The organism is Salipiger bermudensis (genome assembly GCF_019801965.1).
GTDB lineage: Bacteria > Pseudomonadota > Alphaproteobacteria > Rhodobacterales > Rhodobacteraceae > Salipiger > Salipiger bermudensis_A.
Genome location: NZ_JAHVIA010000001.1, coordinates 620,925 through 637,143 on the forward strand (window position 1 = coordinate 620,925; position 16,219 = coordinate 637,143).

At 68.5% G+C, this 16,219-nt stretch carries 18 protein-coding genes; 10 read left to right on the forward strand and 8 right to left on the reverse strand.

Annotated features, from left to right (window positions below; all coding sequences use genetic code 11):
• Positions 1–89 precede the first annotated feature (89 nt).
• Positions 90–1,745: an energy-dependent translational throttle protein EttA gene (gene ettA, locus KUV62_RS02970; RefSeq protein WP_222602177.1), complete on the forward strand. Its 1,656-nt coding sequence runs from the start codon at positions 90–92 to the stop codon at positions 1,743–1,745.
• Between the two features lie 309 nt (positions 1,746–2,054).
• On the opposite strand, the gene KUV62_RS02975 is transcribed toward ettA, so the two are convergent.
• Complete coding sequence (locus tag KUV62_RS02975) at positions 2,055–2,237, reverse strand: hypothetical protein (protein WP_222602178.1); 183 nt, start codon at positions 2,235–2,237, stop codon at positions 2,055–2,057.
• 223 nt (positions 2,238–2,460) lie between these two features.
• Between KUV62_RS02975 and KUV62_RS02980 the strand changes: the two genes are divergently transcribed.
• Complete coding sequence (locus KUV62_RS02980) at positions 2,461–2,667, forward strand: cold-shock protein (protein ID WP_222602179.1); 207 nt, start codon at positions 2,461–2,463, stop codon at positions 2,665–2,667.
• A gap of 62 nt (positions 2,668–2,729) precedes the next feature.
• Here the strand turns inward: KUV62_RS02980 and KUV62_RS02985 are convergent, their stop codons facing one another.
• Positions 2,730–3,338 carry a CDP-alcohol phosphatidyltransferase family protein gene (locus KUV62_RS02985; protein WP_222602180.1) on the reverse strand — a complete coding sequence of 203 codons (609 nt, stop codon included), beginning with the start codon at positions 3,336–3,338 and terminating at the stop codon, positions 2,730–2,732.
• A gap of 76 nt (positions 3,339–3,414) precedes the next feature.
• On the opposite strand from KUV62_RS02985, the gene KUV62_RS02990 reads away from it, so the two are divergent.
• The 8 genes from KUV62_RS02990 (at position 3,415) to KUV62_RS03025 (ending at position 9,826) form a co-directional block, all read left to right on the forward strand.
• Positions 3,415–3,822, forward strand: a complete 408-nt coding sequence (locus tag KUV62_RS02990; protein WP_222602181.1) for a winged helix-turn-helix domain-containing protein — start codon at positions 3,415–3,417, stop codon at positions 3,820–3,822.
• 60 nt (positions 3,823–3,882) lie between these two features.
• Positions 3,883–4,653, forward strand: coding sequence for a molybdate ABC transporter substrate-binding protein (gene modA, locus KUV62_RS02995; protein ID WP_222602182.1), 771 nt, complete (start codon positions 3,883–3,885; stop codon positions 4,651–4,653).
• An 8-nt stretch (positions 4,654–4,661) separates the two neighbouring features.
• Positions 4,662–5,354 (forward strand): molybdate ABC transporter permease subunit, encoded by a 693-nt coding sequence (gene modB, locus KUV62_RS03000; RefSeq protein WP_222602183.1) that lies wholly within the window; start codon positions 4,662–4,664, stop codon positions 5,352–5,354.
• A complete protein-coding gene (gene modC, locus KUV62_RS03005) occupies positions 5,351–6,451 on the forward strand; it encodes a molybdenum ABC transporter ATP-binding protein (RefSeq protein ID WP_222602184.1) in 1,101 nt (366 codons plus the stop codon). Before modB ends, modC begins: the two co-directional genes overlap by 4 nt.
• Before the next feature lie 149 nt (positions 6,452–6,600).
• A complete protein-coding gene (locus KUV62_RS03010; protein ID WP_222602185.1) occupies positions 6,601–7,419 on the forward strand; it encodes a UDP-2,3-diacylglucosamine diphosphatase in 819 nt (272 codons plus the stop codon).
• Positions 7,416–8,552, forward strand: coding sequence for a ceramide glucosyltransferase (locus KUV62_RS03015; protein ID WP_222602186.1), 1,137 nt, complete (start codon positions 7,416–7,418; stop codon positions 8,550–8,552). Before KUV62_RS03010 ends, KUV62_RS03015 begins: the two co-directional genes overlap by 4 nt.
• A 3-nt stretch (positions 8,553–8,555) precedes the next feature.
• The gene (locus KUV62_RS03020; protein ID WP_222602187.1) at positions 8,556–9,128 is read left to right on the forward strand and encodes a DedA family protein; all 573 of its coding nucleotides are present in this window, start codon (positions 8,556–8,558) and stop codon (positions 9,126–9,128) included.
• Complete coding sequence (locus tag KUV62_RS03025; protein WP_222602188.1) at positions 9,125–9,826, forward strand: glycosyltransferase family 2 protein; 702 nt, start codon at positions 9,125–9,127, stop codon at positions 9,824–9,826. Before KUV62_RS03020 ends, KUV62_RS03025 begins: the two co-directional genes overlap by 4 nt.
• A gap of 13 nt (positions 9,827–9,839) precedes the next feature.
• Here the strand turns inward: KUV62_RS03025 and argE are convergent, their stop codons facing one another.
• From argE to KUV62_RS03055, 6 genes are all read right to left on the reverse strand, one after another.
• Positions 9,840–10,922, reverse strand: a complete 1,083-nt coding sequence (gene argE / locus KUV62_RS03030; protein WP_222602189.1) for an acetylornithine deacetylase — start codon at positions 10,920–10,922, stop codon at positions 9,840–9,842.
• Positions 10,922–11,599 carry a DUF1028 domain-containing protein gene (locus KUV62_RS03035; protein WP_222602190.1) on the reverse strand — a complete coding sequence of 226 codons (678 nt, stop codon included), beginning with the start codon at positions 11,597–11,599 and terminating at the stop codon, positions 10,922–10,924. Before KUV62_RS03035 ends, argE begins: the two co-directional genes overlap by 1 nt.
• 30 nt (positions 11,600–11,629) lie before the next feature.
• Positions 11,630–12,754: an aromatic ring-hydroxylating oxygenase subunit alpha gene (locus KUV62_RS03040; RefSeq protein WP_222602191.1), complete on the reverse strand. Its 1,125-nt coding sequence runs from the start codon at positions 12,752–12,754 to the stop codon at positions 11,630–11,632.
• A 257-nt stretch (positions 12,755–13,011) separates the two neighbouring features.
• Positions 13,012–14,376, reverse strand: a complete 1,365-nt coding sequence (locus KUV62_RS03045) for an aminotransferase class III-fold pyridoxal phosphate-dependent enzyme (protein ID WP_222602192.1) — start codon at positions 14,374–14,376, stop codon at positions 13,012–13,014.
• Positions 14,377–14,378: 2 nt separating this feature from the next.
• Positions 14,379–15,146, reverse strand: a complete 768-nt coding sequence (locus tag KUV62_RS03050) for a carbon-nitrogen hydrolase family protein (protein ID WP_222602193.1) — start codon at positions 15,144–15,146, stop codon at positions 14,379–14,381.
• A 9-nt stretch (positions 15,147–15,155) separates the two neighbouring features.
• Positions 15,156–16,181: an extracellular solute-binding protein gene (locus KUV62_RS03055; RefSeq protein ID WP_222602194.1), complete on the reverse strand. Its 1,026-nt coding sequence runs from the start codon at positions 16,179–16,181 to the stop codon at positions 15,156–15,158.
• Between the last annotated feature and the right edge of the window lie 38 nt (positions 16,182–16,219).

Below are 16,219 nucleotides of genomic sequence, written 5' to 3' on the forward strand. Positions count from 1 at the left end.
TGGTGCCGGTGGCGCGCTCTGCCGTCAGGGGCTTTGCATTCCCCCGCCCCGGTGCGATACAGGCGCCCAACCAGTCACCGGAGGACAGCATGGCCAGCTATCAGTACGTCTACCACATGGATGGAGTCTCGAAGACCTATCCGGGCGGCAAGAAGTGCTTCGAAAACATCCGCCTGAGCTTTCTGCCGGGTGTGAAGATCGGTGTCGTCGGCGTCAACGGCGCCGGTAAGTCGACCCTGATGCGAATCATGGCCGGCATCGACAAGGATTTCACCGGCGAGGCCTGGGCCGCCGAGGGCGCCAAGGTCGGCTACCTGCCGCAGGAGCCGCATCTCGAGCCCGAGCTCACCGTACGCGAGAACGTCATGCTCGGTGTCGCCGAGAAGAAGGCCAAGCTCGACCGCTTCAACGAGCTGGCGATGAACTACAGCGACGAGACCGCCGACGAGATGGCGGCGCTGCAGGACGAGATCGACGCCAACAACCTGTGGGATCTCGACGGCCAGATCGACGTCGCGATGGAGGCGCTGCGCTGCCCCGCCGACGATGCCGACGTCACCACCCTCTCGGGCGGCGAGCGCCGCCGCGTGGCGCTGTGCAAGCTGCTGCTCGAAGCGCCCGACATGCTGCTGCTCGACGAACCGACCAACCACCTCGATGCCGAGACCATCGCGTGGCTGCAGAACCACCTGATCGAGTACAAGGGCACGATCCTCTGCGTCACGCACGACCGCTACTTCCTCGACGACATCACCGGCTGGATCCTCGAGCTCGACCGCGGCCGCGGCATCCCCTACGAGGGCAACTACTCGAGCTGGCTCGAGCAGAAGGCCAAGCGCCTCGCCCAGGAGGCCCGCGAGGACAAGGCCAAGCAGAAGACGCTCGAGCGCGAACTCGAATGGATGCGGCAGGGCGCCAAGGCGCGTCAGGCCAAGTCGAAGGCGCGTATCTCGGCCTATAACGACCTCGCCTCGCAATCCGAGCGCGAGCGCGTCGGCAAGGCGCAGATCGTCATCCCGAACGGCGAGCGCCTTGGCTCCAAGGTGATCGAGGTCGAAGGCCTGAAGAAGGCGATGGGCGACAAGCTCCTGATCGAGGATCTGAGCTTCTCGCTGCCGCCGGGCGGCATCGTCGGCGTCATCGGCCCCAACGGCGCCGGCAAGTCGACGCTGTTCAAGATGCTCACCGGGCAGGAACAGCCCGACGAGGGCAGCATCGAGTTCGGCGACACCGTGCATCTCTCCTATGTCGACCAGTCGCGCGACGATCTGGAATCGGATGCCACGGTCTGGGAGGCGATCTCGGGCGGGGCGGAGATCATCGAGCTTGGCGACGCGCAGATGAACTCGCGCGCCTATTGCGGCGCGTTCAACTTCAAGGGTGGCGACCAGCAGAAGAAGGTCGGCCTGCTCTCGGGCGGTGAGCGCAACCGGGTCCACATGGCGCGGCTGCTGAAGTCCGGCGGCAACGTCATCCTGCTCGACGAACCGACCAACGACCTCGACGTGGAAACCCTGCGGGCGCTGGAAGACGCACTGGTCGACTTCGCCGGCTGCGCCGTGGTGATCTCGCACGACCGCTTCTTCCTAGACCGGATCTGCACCCACATCCTCGCCTTCGAGGGCGAGGCGCATGTGGAGTGGTTCGAGGGCAACTTCGAGGATTACGAGGAAGACAAGAAGCGCCGCCTCGGCCCCGATGCCGTCGAGCCCAAGCGGGTGAAGTTCAAGAAGTTCACCCGCTGAGCAGAGCGCGCGGGTCGGACGGTCCGCAACGCATGAAAAAGGCGGGGGCATTCCCCGCCTTTTTTCTTAAAATCCAATGTACCAAGCCCCATCGGCCGTAGATCGACAAGGGATGGTTCGAGAGTCCGCTGCGCCGTCGCCGGCCTGCGGGCTGGCGATCTAGACGAGGGCCTCTTGGTTTATCGTGGCCAAGTCCGAAGGACCTCGACACTCGGTACTGATGCCACCAGATCGCCAGCCCGGGGGCCGGCTATGGCGCGGCGGCCTACGGCCTTGTTCCGCGCATGCGAACCGTACGACCGCAGGCCCTCAGAGCGCCCGGCGGATCGCCCGCACCGCCTTCGAGGCGATCTGGCTCTCGACGCTGCGGCCGCGCTTCACCTTGTGGTGGCGCACCGGGCGGTTTCGGACGGGGGTGCCGGCATGGTGGCCCCCACGCTTGCTGCGGGCATAGGCAGACAGGGCTTTCTTCGCGATACGCTGGATCGACATCGGTTTCTCCTCTCCTGAGCGTTGTGTCAGGCAAGGAAACGCCCAGAACGGGAAAGCCGTTCCCGCCCTCGCGTCAAAGCTTGTGCGACTCAGGCCGCCATGGCATAGCTCAGACTGCTACTCTCTATTCGACCTGTTCCTTTTACGGCCGCTGTCGAGACTAGACGACGACGCCGGGCCGCAGCATTTCCGCGTGTGGCATCAATAGGAAAGGGTTCTACCCATGGCAACTGGCACCGTGAAGTGGTTCAACACCACCAAAGGCTACGGCTTCATCGCTCCCGAAGGCGGCTCCAAGGACGTGTTCGTGCACATCTCCGCACTCGAGCGCTCCGGCCTGACCGAGCTCAAGGACAACCAGAAAGTGTCCTACGAGCTGCAGTCCGGCCGTGACGGCCGCGAAAGCGCGATCAATCTCGAGCTGCTCTGATCGATCCGATCAGACCGGCCAGAAGGCGCGCCCCTCGGCGCGCCTTTTTCGTTTCAGCGGCCTCAGGCCCCGAACAGCCGCCAGCCCGCAAGCCAGCGCGTCAGCGTGGTCAGGAAACAGGCCGCGGCAAAAATCAGCGACAGCACCGGAAACAGTCCCGGCAGCAGGCAGAACAGCACGAAAAGCGCGATGGTCTCGGCCCCCTCGGTAAGCCCGCCGAGATAGAAGATGCCCTTCGACGGGTAATCCTCAGAGGTGATCCCGCGCCGCTCGGCGATGATCGAGAAGGCGAGGAAGGACGAGCCGGTACCCACGAAGCTCGCCACCAGAACGGCCGCCGGCAGCGCATTGGCGCCCGGATCGGCGATGGCAAAGCCCAGCGGGAACAGCGCGTAGAACAGGAAATCGAGCGCGATGTCGAGAAACGCGCCGCGATCCGTCGGCCCTGCCAGACGCGCCACCTCGCCGTCGAGCCCGTCGGCCAGCCGGTTCGCCACCAGCCCCGCCAATGCCAGCCAGACCAGCCCGAACGCCGCGCCCGCCACCCCGACGAGCCCCAGCACGAAGCCCACAAGCGTGATCGCGTCGGCACTGACGCCGCGCGCGTGCAGCCGCTCGGCAAGGGGGTGGATCAGCCGCCGTTGCAGCGGCAGGAGCTTGGCGTCGAACATGGGGCCTCCCGTCTGTCTCGCGCGACTGTTTCGCGCCGCGCTTGCAAGCGCAACCGCGATCCCGGAAAGTTGAGCCATGACAGAGCTGCCCCCGCCCCCTGATCCCCACGACGACCCCGAAGGCGATCCCGACCCCCGCCTGCGCCTGCGCATCCTGTTTGGAGACAGCGCGATGCTGGGCCCGGGCAAGGCCGAGTTGCTCGACCGGATCGCCGAGACCGGCTCCATCGCCGCCGCCGGACGCGCCATGGCGATGAGCTACAAGCGCGCCTGGAGCCTCGTCGAGGAGATGAACCGCGCCTTCCGCGCGCCGCTGGTCGAGCGCAGCCGAGGCGGCACCCGCGGCGGCGGGGCGCAGCTGACCGAGACCGGCCAGCGGGTGCTGGCGCATTACCGCCGCGTCGAGCGCGCCGCAGCCGCGGCGGGCGCCGAGGATATCGCGGCGTTGAAGTCGCTGCTGAGCGATATGTCCCACGAGAAATAGCGCTTGCCTCGCGAGGGGTGACCGATATGTTTCCCTAAACATATTGATCCCGGAGCCGCCATGCCTTGTCCCACCCTGCCCTCGCTCGCCGCCCTCGCCCTCGCCGCCCTCGCGGCCGGCGGCGCGGCAGCCGGGCAGGTGACGGTGTTTGCCGCCGCCAGCATGAAGACCGCGATGGACGAGATCGCGCCCCTCTTCGCGGAGGCGACCGGCGACACCGCCGTGGTTTCGCTGGCCGGCTCCTCGGCGCTGGCGCGACAGATCCAGGCAGGCGCGCCGGCGGATGTCTTCATCTCGGCCAATCCCGGCTGGATGGATGCGCTTGAAGCCGACGGGCTGATCGAGGCAGACAGCCGCACCGACCTGCTCGGCAACAGCCTCGTGCTGATCGCCCACGACCCGCAGGCGACCCCCATCGAGATCACGCCAACCCTGCCGCTCTCCGAGATGCTGGGCGAGGATCACCTCGCCATGGCGCTGGTCGAGGCGGTGCCCGCCGGGATTTACGGCAAGGCGGCGCTGAGCGCGCTGGGGCTCTGGGACGGCGTCGCGCCGAAGGTCGCGCAGGCCGACAACGTGCGCGCCGCCCTCGCTCTGGTCGCCACCGGCGAGGCGCCCTTCGGCATCGTCTACGCCACCGACGCCCGTGCCGAGCCCGGCGTCACCGTACTGGGCACCTTCCCCAAGGGCAGCCACGCGCCAATCACCTACCCCGCCGCGCGCATCCGTGACGGAGACAGCGCGGTCGCCGACGCATTCCTCGCCTTCCTGAAAGGCCCCGTTGCACGCGCTGCCTTCGAGCGGCAGGGTTTCACCGTCCTGACGGAGTAACCGCCCCCATGTCCCTGCTCGGCCCCGAGGAATGGCAAGCCGTCGCGCTGTCGCTGCGCGTCGCGCTCTGGGCGACGCTCGCCGGGCTGCCGCCGGGGATCCTCGTGGCCTATGCGCTGGCGCGCTGGGAATTTCCCGGCAAGCAGGTGCTGAACGGGCTGGTGCACCTGCCGCTGATCCTGCCGCCCGTCGTAACAGGATACCTTCTCCTGCTGACCTTCGGCACCCGAGGCCCGATCGGCGCGGCGCTGAAGGAGATCGGCATTGTCTTCGCCTTCCACTGGACCGGCGCGGCGCTGGCCGCCGGCATCATGGCCTTCCCGCTACTGGTGCGCGCCATCCGCCTATCGATCGAGGCGGTGGACCCCAGGCTCGAACAGGCCGGCGCCACGCTCGGGGCCTCGAAGCTCTGGGTCTTCGCCACCGTCACCCTGCCGCTGACCCTGCCCGGCATCCTCTCCGGCGCCATTCTCGCCTTCGCCAAGGCGATGGGCGAGTTCGGCGCCACCATCACCTTCGTGTCGAACATCCCCGGCCAGACCCAGACCCTGCCCTCGGCCATCTATGCCTTCCTGCAGGTGCCGGGCGGCGAGGCCTCGGCGCTGCGGCTGGTCGCCGTCTCGGTCGCCATCGCCATGGCGGCGCTGATCGCCTCCGAGGTGCTGTCGCGCCGCATCGCAAAGCGGGTGGCGGGCGCATGAGCCTCGAGGTCGCGATCACCCATTGCTTCGGCGGCTTCCAGCTCGACATCGCCTTCGAGGCGCCGCCGGGGCTCACCGTGCTGTTCGGGCGCTCAGGCTCGGGCAAGACCACCATCGTCAACGCGGTGGCGGGGCTCTTGCGCCCGGATGCGGGCCGCATCGCGCTTGGCGATCAGGTGCTGTTCGACAGCCAGCGCCGCCTCTGGCAGCCGCCGCATCGCCGCCGTCTCGGCTACATCTTCCAGGACGCTCGGCTCTTCCCGCATCTCACCGTGCGGCAGAACCTGCTCTACGGCCGCTGGTTCGCCCCCAGCGACAGGCGCCCCGACGAGTTTGACCGCGTCATCGAGATGCTTGGCATCGCGCCGCTGCTCGGCCGCCGCCCCGGCGCGCTCTCGGGCGGCGAGCGGCAACGCGTGGCGATCGGGCGCGCCCTGCTCGCCAAGCCGCGCCTGATCCTCGCCGACGAGCCGCTGGCGGCGCTGGACGAGGCGCGCAAAGCCGAGATCCTGCCCTATTTCGAGCGCCTGCGCGACGAGACCCGCGTGCCGATCCTCTATGTCAGCCATGCCCCCGCCGAGGTCGCGCGGCTCGCCACCTCGGTGGTCGCCTTGCAGGATGGCCGGGTGTCACGCCACGGCAGCGCCACCGACGTGCTGGGCGATCCGGCGGTGACCCCGCTCGGGGCCGGGGCCGCCGGCGCGGTGATCGAGGCGCGCATCCTGCGTCACCACGACGACGGGCTCACCGAGCTCGAGGCGGCGGGCGGGCTGCGCCTGCTGATCCCCACCGTCCCGCGTGCGCCCGGCACGCCGCTGCGCATCCATATCGAGGCGCAGGACGTGATGCTCGCGACGCGCCGGCCCGAGCAGATCTCAGCGCTCAACGTGCTGCCCTGCCGCATCAAGGCGCTGCGCATGGGCAACGGGCCGGGTGCGCTGGTCCAGCTCGACGCCTGCGGCAACCTGCTGCTCGCCCGCGTCACGCAACGCTCGGTCTCCACGCTCGGGCTGCAGGACGGGCAGGAAGTCTTTGCGGTTCTGAAGGCGGTTTCCGTCGCCAAGGGCGCCATCGCCGGCGGCCCGGAACCGGGCTGACCGCGCGCGCTCGCCGCGCTGCAACATTTTCCCTGAGAGCCCCGGAACCCGGCTCGCCCCAAAGGCGTTTTTCGCCGGGATGCGATCCGTCACATTCCCGATACACGCTGCCGCGATAACGCGGACGAGCGAACAAGGAAGAATGCCCCATGCCGCCCTCCCCCGCCGGCAGCCACGCCCGACGCACGCTGCGCAGCCTGTTCCTGTCGGACCTGCATCTTGGCGCCCGCGCCAGCCGCCCCACCCAAATCCTCTCCTTTCTCAAGAACATCGACGCCGAGACGATCTACCTGGTCGGCGACGTCTTCGATCTGTGGCACGGCGGCCGCGTGCATTGGGGCGATGCCCACGAAGCGGTGATGGACGCGTTTCGAGAGCGTCGCCGCAACGGCTCGCGCATCGTCTATCTCCCCGGCAACCACGACACCGCCATGCGCGCGCCCGGCGCCGCGGTCGAGGGCTGGGAGCTGCGCGAGGCGGTGATCCACCGCGCCGCCGACGGGCGCCGCTACCTCGTGCTGCATGGCGACCAATGCGACCCGCGCATCCTGCGCTGGCACGCCATGACCCGGCTCGGCAGCCGGCTCGACGCGATGCTGCGGCAGGTCGACGACTGGCAGCGCCAGCGCGGACATGTCCCCGCGGGGACACAAAGCCCGGCCCAGCGCGTCATCGCGCGTGCCAACCAGCTCCTGGCGATGGGCGACCGCTTCGAGCGCCGCCTGATCAAGCTCGCCCGCGCCGCCGGCACCGAGGGGGTGATCTGCGGCCATTCCCACAAGCCCGGGCTGCGCGCGCATGGCGAGATGCTCTACGCCAATTGCGGCGACTGGATCGACAGCCTCACCGCGATGACCGAGGATCTGCAGGGATCGCTCAGCCTCGTCGAATACGCGGCGCCGGCCCTGCCGGCCGCGCCGAAGCCCGCCGCCGGCAAGAACGGCGCCCTGGCCGGAGGCCTCGCATGAGCGATCTTCTCGTCTTCACTCTGGTGGCGATCCTCGGCGTCACCCTTGCCGCCCACCTGCTCAGCGCCGCGCTGGCAGCCTGGCGCTATCGACGGCCTGCCGCGCCCGTCCAGGACGATGGCGCGCTGCCCTTCGTCTCTCTGGTGCGCCCGGTCTGCGGGGTCGACGCCTTCGACCGCGAGACGCTGGACTCGTCATTCCGGCAGGATTACCCGCGCTACGAGATCCTGTTCTGCGCCCCCTGCGAATACGATGCCGCCGTGCCGCTGGTGCGCGCGCTGATCGCCGAGAACCCGCAGGTCAAGGCGCGGCTGCTGTTCGGAGAGACCCCGATCAGCGGCAACCCCAAGCTCAACAACCTGCACAAGGGCTACGCCGAGGCGCGCGGCGACTGGCTGGCGATGACCGACAGCAACCTGCTCTTGCCGCGCGACTACCTGCGCAGCCTGATCGCCACGTGGCGCGAGGATACCGGGCTGGTCTCCTCGCCGCCCGCCGGCATCCGCCCCGGCAATTTCTGGGGGGCGGTGGAATGCGCCTTCCTCAACAGCTCTCAGGGGCGCTGGCAGCTCGCCGCCGACAGCCTCGGCCAGGGCTTCGCGCAGGGCAAGACGCTGTTCTGGCGCCGCGACGTGCTGGAAGCGGGCGGCGGCCTCCCGGCACTCGGTCGCAACCTCGCCGAGGACGTGGCCTCGACCAAGCTAGTGCGCGCGCAGGGCAAGCGGGTGCGGCTGACGCCGCGGCTCTTCGCCCAGCCCATCGGCCACCGCCATGCCCGCGCGGTCTGGGACCGGCAGCTGCGCTGGAGCAAGGTGCGGCGCGACGGCTTCCCGCTGATCTTCTGCGCGGAGTTTGCCCAGGGCCCACTGCTGCCGCTTGGCGCAACGCTCGGTCTGGTCGCAACGGCCACCGCGCCGCTCGCTTCCCTGCTGGTGCTGCCCGCCCTGTGGTACGGCACCGAGATGGCGCTCGCGCGCCTTGCCGGCTGGCCGGCCAGGCCGCGTGATCTTGCCGCCATGGTGATGCGCGACGCCTTGCTACCGGCGCTCTGGATCGCCACATGGACAGGGCGCGGCTTCACCTGGCGCGGCACCGACATGGCGCCGGCAGAGGCCGCAAGCCCAGCGGAGTAAGCCTTGTTCGGTCTGGAAACCGTCACCGCCCTGCTCGCCAAGAACGGGCTGGTCCTGCTCGCACCGATCGCGGTGCTCGAGGGCCCGATCGTCACGGTGATCGCGGCGTGGCTGGCCAGCCGTGGCCTGCTCGATGTCTGGAGCGTCAGCCTGGTGGTGATCCTCGCCGACCTGTTCGGAGACCTGATGTTCTACGCGCTCGGGCGCTGGGGCCTCCACCGCCTACCGCTGCGCTGGCGTTACCGCATGGGCCTGAGCCGGGCGCGTCTGGCGCAGGTGGCCGGGCATTTCGAGAGCCATGGCGGGCGCACGCTGGTGGTGGGCAAGCTCACCCACTCCGCTGGCGCCGCGGTGCTGGTCGCCGCCGGGCTGGCGAAGATGCCGCTGCTGCGCTTTCTCTGGGTCAACCTGCTCGCCACCATTCCCAAGAGCCTGTTCTTCGTCGCCATCGGCTACGCCTTCGGCGCCGCCTATTCCCGCATCGACGACTGGATCGCACGGATCTCTTTGCTGCTCCTGGGCGTTCTGGTGCTGGGCGCCATCGCCTGGTTTCTCAAGAGGACGACACAGAAATGACCCGCGCGCTGTCCATCTCCTGCATCATTCCGGCCTATAACGAGGCCCCGCGCATCGGCGCTGTGCTCGATGCGGTGCTGGGCCATCCGCTGATCGACGAGGTCATCGTGATCGATGACGGCTCCTCCGACGGCACCGCCGAGGCGGCGGAGGCGCATGGAGGCGGCGCGCCCGGGCTGCGGGTGGTGCGTCAGCCGCGCAACGGCGGCAAGACCCGCGCCGTCACCCGCGGCATCGCCGAGGCGCGCGGCAGCCACGTCCTGCTGCTCGACAGCGATCTTCTGGGGCTCGGGCCGGAGCATCTCAGCGCCCTGATCTCGCCGGTGCTGGAGCAACGCGCCGAGGCCACGATCAGCCTGCGCCGCAACGCGCCGCTGATCTGGCGACTGATCGGCATCGACTACATCTCCGGCGAGCGGGTGATGCCGCGCCGCCTGCTGGCGGACCAGACCGAGGCGCTGCTCAATCTGCCGCGCTTCGGACTCGAGGTGTTCATCAACCGGCTCTGGCTGGCCGAGGGGCTGCACATCGCCATCGTGCGCTGGCCCGAGGTCGAGAGCCCCTACAAGCACGCCAAGCGCGGCGGCTGGATCGACGGGCTGCGCGCCGACATCGCCATGCTGGGCGATATCTTCCGCACCGTGCCGCCTTCCGAGACCATGCGCCAGGTGGTGGCGCTGCGCGCCCGCCGGGTCTGACCCCCGCCCCCGATCAGGCTCGCGCCACCAGCGCTTCGAGCATCTCCATGCAGCCAGCGAGCTGATCGAGTTCGATGAACTCGTCGGGCTGGTGGCCCTGTGCCATGTCGCCGGGGCCGCAGACCACGGTGGGGATGCCGGTCGGCTCGAAGACCCCCGCCTCGGTGCCGTAGGAGACCTTGCCGAGCCCGCGCGCGAGTCCGCGCAGCGTCTTCAGCGCCGGCAGATCGGGATCGGTATCGAGGCCCGGATAGGCGAAGACCTGTTCCAGCGCGATATGCTCCAGCCCGGCCATGACGCGCGGGACGATCTCGTCCGGGGTTTCGGCCGCGAGGTGGCGGATCTCCCAGTCGACCGTCGCGCGATCGGGGACGATGTTGAGCGCGGTGCCGCCCTGCATCTTGCCCACGTGAAGCGTCGAGCAGGGCACGTCATAACCCGCATCCTGCGCACCATCCTTCATCAGCCGCGCCTGCTCCGCCCGGAGATTGGCGACAAGATCGCAGGCCCCGTGCAGCGCGTTGCGGAACTGCGGCGCCATCGCCGAATGCCCGGCCTCGCCGTGGCTGACCGCGCGATAGGCGGCCTTGCCCTTGTGGCCGGTGGCCATCACGAGCGAGGTCGGCTCGCCCACCACGCAAAGCGCCTGCGGCCCCAGCGCCGCTTCGAGATGCGGGATCATGTGCGGGATGCCGCGGCAGCCGACCTCCTCGTCCCACGAGAGCACCAGCGAGAGCGGCCCCTGCCCCTCCGCGGGCTGCTCGGCCAGCGCCAGAGCGCAGGCGACGAAGCCCTTCATGTCGGTGGTGCCGCGCCCGAAGAGCCTGTCGCCCTCGCGCGTGAGCTTGAAGGGATCGCGGGTCCAGGCCTGACCTGCGGCGGGGACGACATCGGTATGGCCCGAGAGCACCACGCCTCCCGCGCCGCCGCGATTGGCGATCAGCCCCGCCTTCTCGCCACAGGGCGAGGGCACGCGCGTGACGGCGAAGCCGCAGGCTTCGAGATGGGCCTCTGCCCAGTCGATCAGCGCGAGGTTGCTCTCCGACGAGACGGTCGGGAAGGCGATCAGGCGATCGAGCAATTCAAGCACGCGCATCATTCGTCTCCCGGCACGCCGTAGGAGGGCGCGGCGGAAGGGTCGAGCGCGCGGGTGACGTAATCCGCCGCCTGCGGCTGGTAGACCTCCCAGGCGCGGGCGATGGCCTCGATCGGGCAGCCCTCGTCGATCCAGTCGCAGCGCAGCTCGGCAAAGGGCCAGCTCTCGCGGTCGACGATCAGCATGCCCGCCGAATGCACCGGCCCGGCCTCGCCGCCCGCCGCGACGCCGGCGCGCATCGCCGCGATCAGCCGGTCACCCAGCGCACCGGTGGCGGCCTCGAAACCCGCGACCATGGCCTGCGGGACGCCGTCATTGGCCAAGAGGTTGCCGCCTGCGGCAACGTCCTGCCCCTCGGCCTGGGTCCAGATACCGAGCGAATTCGGCCCGGAATGGATCGCCGTGCCGCCCTGCGCGTCGACCGCCAGCACCTGTCGGTAGGCCATGTGCGCGGCGCCTTCCTGCAGCGCCTTGACCGCCTCGGCAGCGCCCGCGCCCTGCGCCATCAGCTCAAGCGCCTGCGGCCCGAGGCGCGGATCGGTGACATTCTGCGAGGCCACCGCGCCGACGCCCGCCAGGGCATAGGCGCAGCGCGCCGCCACCGCCGGCGAGGAGGACGAGATCGCCACCCCGAACTGGCCGGTCTCGGCGCAGCGCGCCACGAGGGAAAAAGTCATGAATTCTCCTTGGTCTTCTGCCGACCTGGCTCAGGTCGGGATCTTGCGCGCAATCCAGGTGGCGAACTCGTAGTTCGGCCGCTCCAGATGCGACAGCGCGCCGGGCACCGCGTGGCGCGACTGCATGCCCCTCCAGACCCGCTCGGTGCATCCCTTGTCCTCGTCGTTGACGTGATCGAGCAGGCCCTTGAGGGTCTCGAAATGCTGCGGCGCCTCGGCATCGGCTGCGAAATCGGGGTGCAGCCCGCCGCCATAGATGATCTTGACGTGGCCCGGCCCGTCGGGCGTCAGGCTGAGATACCAGAAGTAGCCCGGCGTCAGCGTGATCATCAGCGAAGGGTAGACCGAGAGCAGCCATGTCCGGTAGCGGTCCTCGCCCTGCAGCTCGGTATTGTCTTTGTGGGCAATCGACAGCGCGATGCTGTCATCCTTCAGGATGTGGTGGAAATTGAAGCCGGGATAGCCCTCGGGGCAGGTCATCTTCTTCAGGTCCACCGCGCCGCCGATGGTGCCACCGTGGCACATTGGCAGGTGGTAGCTCTCCATGAAGTTCTCGGCGAGGATCTTCCAGTTGGTGTTCCAGCGATGCTCCTCGCGGAACACCTCCACATAGTCTTCCATCGGCAGGTAGCCGACGAGGTCGTCCATCTCTTTCAGCGTCTCGTGCGGCTCGGGCAGGTCGGGGTCGAGTGTGACCATGATCCAGCCCTTCCAGTCGACGCAGCGGACCGCCGGCAGGGCGTTGTCGGACTTGCAGAAGCTCCGGTTCATCTCCATCGCCGGCGCGCCGCGCAGGCTGCCGTCGAGATTGTAGGTCCAGGCGTGGTAGGGGCAGGTGATGGCGCGCACGTTGCCGCGCCCTTCCAGCAGGATCGACATGCGGTGCCGGCAGACATTCGACATCGCGCGCAAGCCGCCGTCGCGGTCGCGCAGCACGATCACCGGCTCGCCGGCGATCTCCATCGTCAGGTAATCGCCCGGCGCCTTCAGCGCGTCGGCGCGGCCGGCGCAGAGCCAGCTCCTGGCGAAGACATGCTCCTGCTCGAGCGCGAGGAAATCCTCGCTGGTATAGACCGAGACCGGCATCGCCTGCGCCGCCTCGAAGGGCGTCGCGACATTGGCGCGGAGCTCCGCTGCGGGGTCGTGGATGTTCATCGTCGTGCTTCCCTGCAGCTCGCGCCGGGGCGGAACCACCCGCCGCCGGGTCGAGCCCTCTTTTCGTCCACGCTTGTCCGCGCCCGGTCAAGTCTGCCGTGTGTTCGGGCGCCCCGAAAGCCGGCCAAAACGGCCCGCGCCGCCCCGATCTTGAGCCGGAGCGGCGCGGTCTGGTCAGCTTGTCAGAGCGATAGCCGCGACGAAAGAAGAGCCTTCCGAAGCGCGGCTTAGGAAAATCCTAAGGCCCGGCCCGCAGGTCACAGCTCGGCCATCACCTCGGTGATGCTCTCGCGCAGGATGCCACCGATGGTGGCGATCTGCTCGGGCGACAGGATCAGCGTCGGCGACAGGATCAGGATATGCCCGAGCGGGCGCGCGATGAGTCCCTTCTGCTGGCACTTCTGCGCCACCTTGAGGCCGATATTGATCGCCGGGTCGAAGATCTCCTTGCTTGTCTTGTCCTTCACGAACTCGATGCCGATCATGAAGTGGCTACCGCGCACCTCGCCGACGATGTCGAGATCGGCGAGCCCCTTGAGGGTGGTCTCGAAGAGCTTGCCGGTGGTCCGCGCGGTCTGCGGGATCTCGTCGCGCTCCATCAGCGCGATGTTGGCGAGGCCGGCGGCAGAGGCGGCGGGGTGGCCGGAATAGGTCATGCCGTGCAGGAACATGCCGCCGGGGCCCGAGATCACCTCGTGGATCTCGTCGGACAGGATCGTCGCCGAGAGCGGCTGATAGCCCGAGGTCAGCCCCTTTGCGGTGGTGATGATGTCGGGCTGGAAGCCGAACACGTCCTTCGAGGCGAAGAAATGCCCGAGGCGCCCGAAGGCCGTCACCACCTCGTCGGAGATCACCTTGATCTCGTAGTCGCGGCAGAGATCGGCGACGCGCGCATGGTAGCCCTCCGGCGGCACGATGACGCCGCCCGCGCCCATGATCGGCTCTCCGATGAAGCAGGCGATGTTCTCGGCGCCGATGCTCTCGATCTCGGTCTTCATGTCGTCGAGCAGGGCGTCGGTGAACTCGGCCTCGGTCATGCCGTCGCCCTCGCGCCAGTAATGCGGCTTGCGCAGGTGGTGCACGATGCCCTCGGCCTTGTGCCAGCCATCGGAATATTCCGGCGTCGTCATGGCGATGGCGAGGTGGGTGGAGCCGTGATAGGCGCCGTGGCGGCTCAGCACCTTGCGCTTCGAGGGCTGCCCGAGGCGCTTGTAGTAGTGGTGCAGGATGCGCACCGCGCTGTCATTGGCGACCGAGCCGGAATTGCCGAAATGCACTTTGTTGAGCGAACCCGGCGCCAGCTCGGCGAGTTTGGCGGCCAGCGCCGCGGCGCTCGGGTGGGTGAAACTGTAGAAGGTCGAGTAGAAATCCAGCGTCTCGAGCTGCTGGTTGATCGCCTCGATGATCTCGCGCCGCTTGTGGCCGACGTTGACGCACCACAGCCCGCCGATGCCGTCGATCAGCTCGTTGCCCTCGCTGTCGGTGACCATGGTGCCCTCGGCGCCGACGATGGCGGTGCGCGCGCCATCCTGCTTGAGCGCGTTCAGGTCGGCGAAGGACTGCACCAGGTGGACATCCTCGGTGAGGATGTCGTCGGTGGTCTTGGGCAGATCGAGGGTCATGATCAGAGCTCCCGGTAATCAGCGAGTTGGGTGGAAAGCGAGGGCCTGGGCAGGTCGTCGTTGACGCTCAGGTCGGCGACCAGAAGCGCCTCGCCGCGCCCGGCGGAGACCATCGGCTGGCCCAGCGGGTCGGCGATCAGCGACAGGCCTCCGAAGGGCAGCCCGGCCTCGGTGCCGCAGTAATTGGCGTAGACGATGGTGATGCCGAGCTCGGCGGCGCGGCCCGGCACGGTGGCGCGCTGCACGTGGTCGAAGCCCACGGCGTTGGCGGTCGGGACCAGAACCAGGCTGACGCCCTGCTCGGCCAGCGCCCGCACATGCGGCGCGAACTCCACGTCGTAGCAGATCAGCAGGGCGGCCTTGTGGCCGCCGAGCTCGAAGGTGCAATAGCCGTCTCCGGGCGCAAAGGAGGCCTGCTCCATCGGCCCGAAGAGCTGGATCTTGCGGTAATGGCCCAGCACCGCGCCGTCCGGCCCGAAGGCCGTGGCGGCATTGTAGACCGTCTCTCCCTCGCGCTCGGCCCAGCCGATGGTCAGGCCGCAGCCAGCGGCGCGGGCCATCTCGGCGAGCCGGGTCTCCCACGCACCGCCGCGCGGCTGCGACAGCGAGGCGTGGAAAGCGGGCTGGTTGTAGCCCGGCAGGAACAGCTCGGGCATGACCAGCATGTCGGCCCCTGCGGCGGCGGCGGCGGTGAGCTGGGTGGAGACGCAGGCAAACGTCTCCTCCGTGGCCCCGCTGATCGCGGGGCCCTGATAGAGCGCGAGTTTCATCGGTCGGGCTTACTTCTTCAGGTTGGTCCAGATCGCGTCGTAGAGCACCTGGACCTCTTCCGGGCAGGCCTCGACGAAGACGGTCGTGGTGCCTTCCGGCGGGTTCGATTCAGGCGAGTTGGCGACCTCCGGGTCGAGGAACTCGGCCACGCCCTTCACGCCTGCCGAGTACTGCGCGTAGTTGGTCAGCGTGGCGGCGTTCTCCGGCTCGAGCATGAAGTTCATGAAGGCCAGCGCGCTGTCGCGGTTCGGCGCGTCCTTCAGCAGGGTGATGTTGTCCATCCAGACGATCACGCCCTCCTTGGGGAAGGCATATTCGATCGGCGCACCCTCGCCACGGGCCTTGGCGGCGAAGCCCGACCAGATCATCCCGGCGGCGGCGTCGCCCGAAACCAGCACGTCCTTGGCCACGTCGGAGCCGAAGGAGGCCCAGTCGGCCTTGGCGCCCATGACCAGCGCATTCAGCGCCTTGAGCTGGTCGCGGTCCGAGGTGCATTGCGGGATGCCGAGATGCATCGAGGCCAGCGTCAGCGTCTCGCCCGAGGTGTCGAGCACGTTGATCTTGCCCTTCAGCTCCGCCGGCGGCTCGAAGATGATGCCGGTGGTCTGGATGTCGCCGTCGAACACCTCGCGGTTGACGGCAAAGGAGGTCGAGCCCCACTGGTAGGGCACCGAGCTCTTGCGGCCCTCGTCGAAGGGCACGTCCATCCACTGGTCTTCAATGTTGACGAGGTTCGGGACTTCCTCGGCGGTGAAGGTGCCCAGCATGTCCTCGTCGCCGAGGATCTTGACCATGTAATCGCCCGGCACGGCGAGGTCGTAGGAGCCCAGCTTGCCCGCCTTCAGCGAGGCTAGCAGCGCCTCGTTGCTGTCATAGGTGTCCATGGTGACGGTGATGCCGGTCTCTTCGGTGAACTTGTCGAGCAGCTCCTGCGGCATGTACTCGAACCAGTTGTAGAGCTTCAGCTCGCCCTCGGCCTGCGCCGCCGATGCGGCGGCCAGCGCGATCAGGGAGGTTGCAAGGATCTTCTTCATGGGGTGTCTCCGCTGTTGGGTTTTTATGGTTTTTTGGG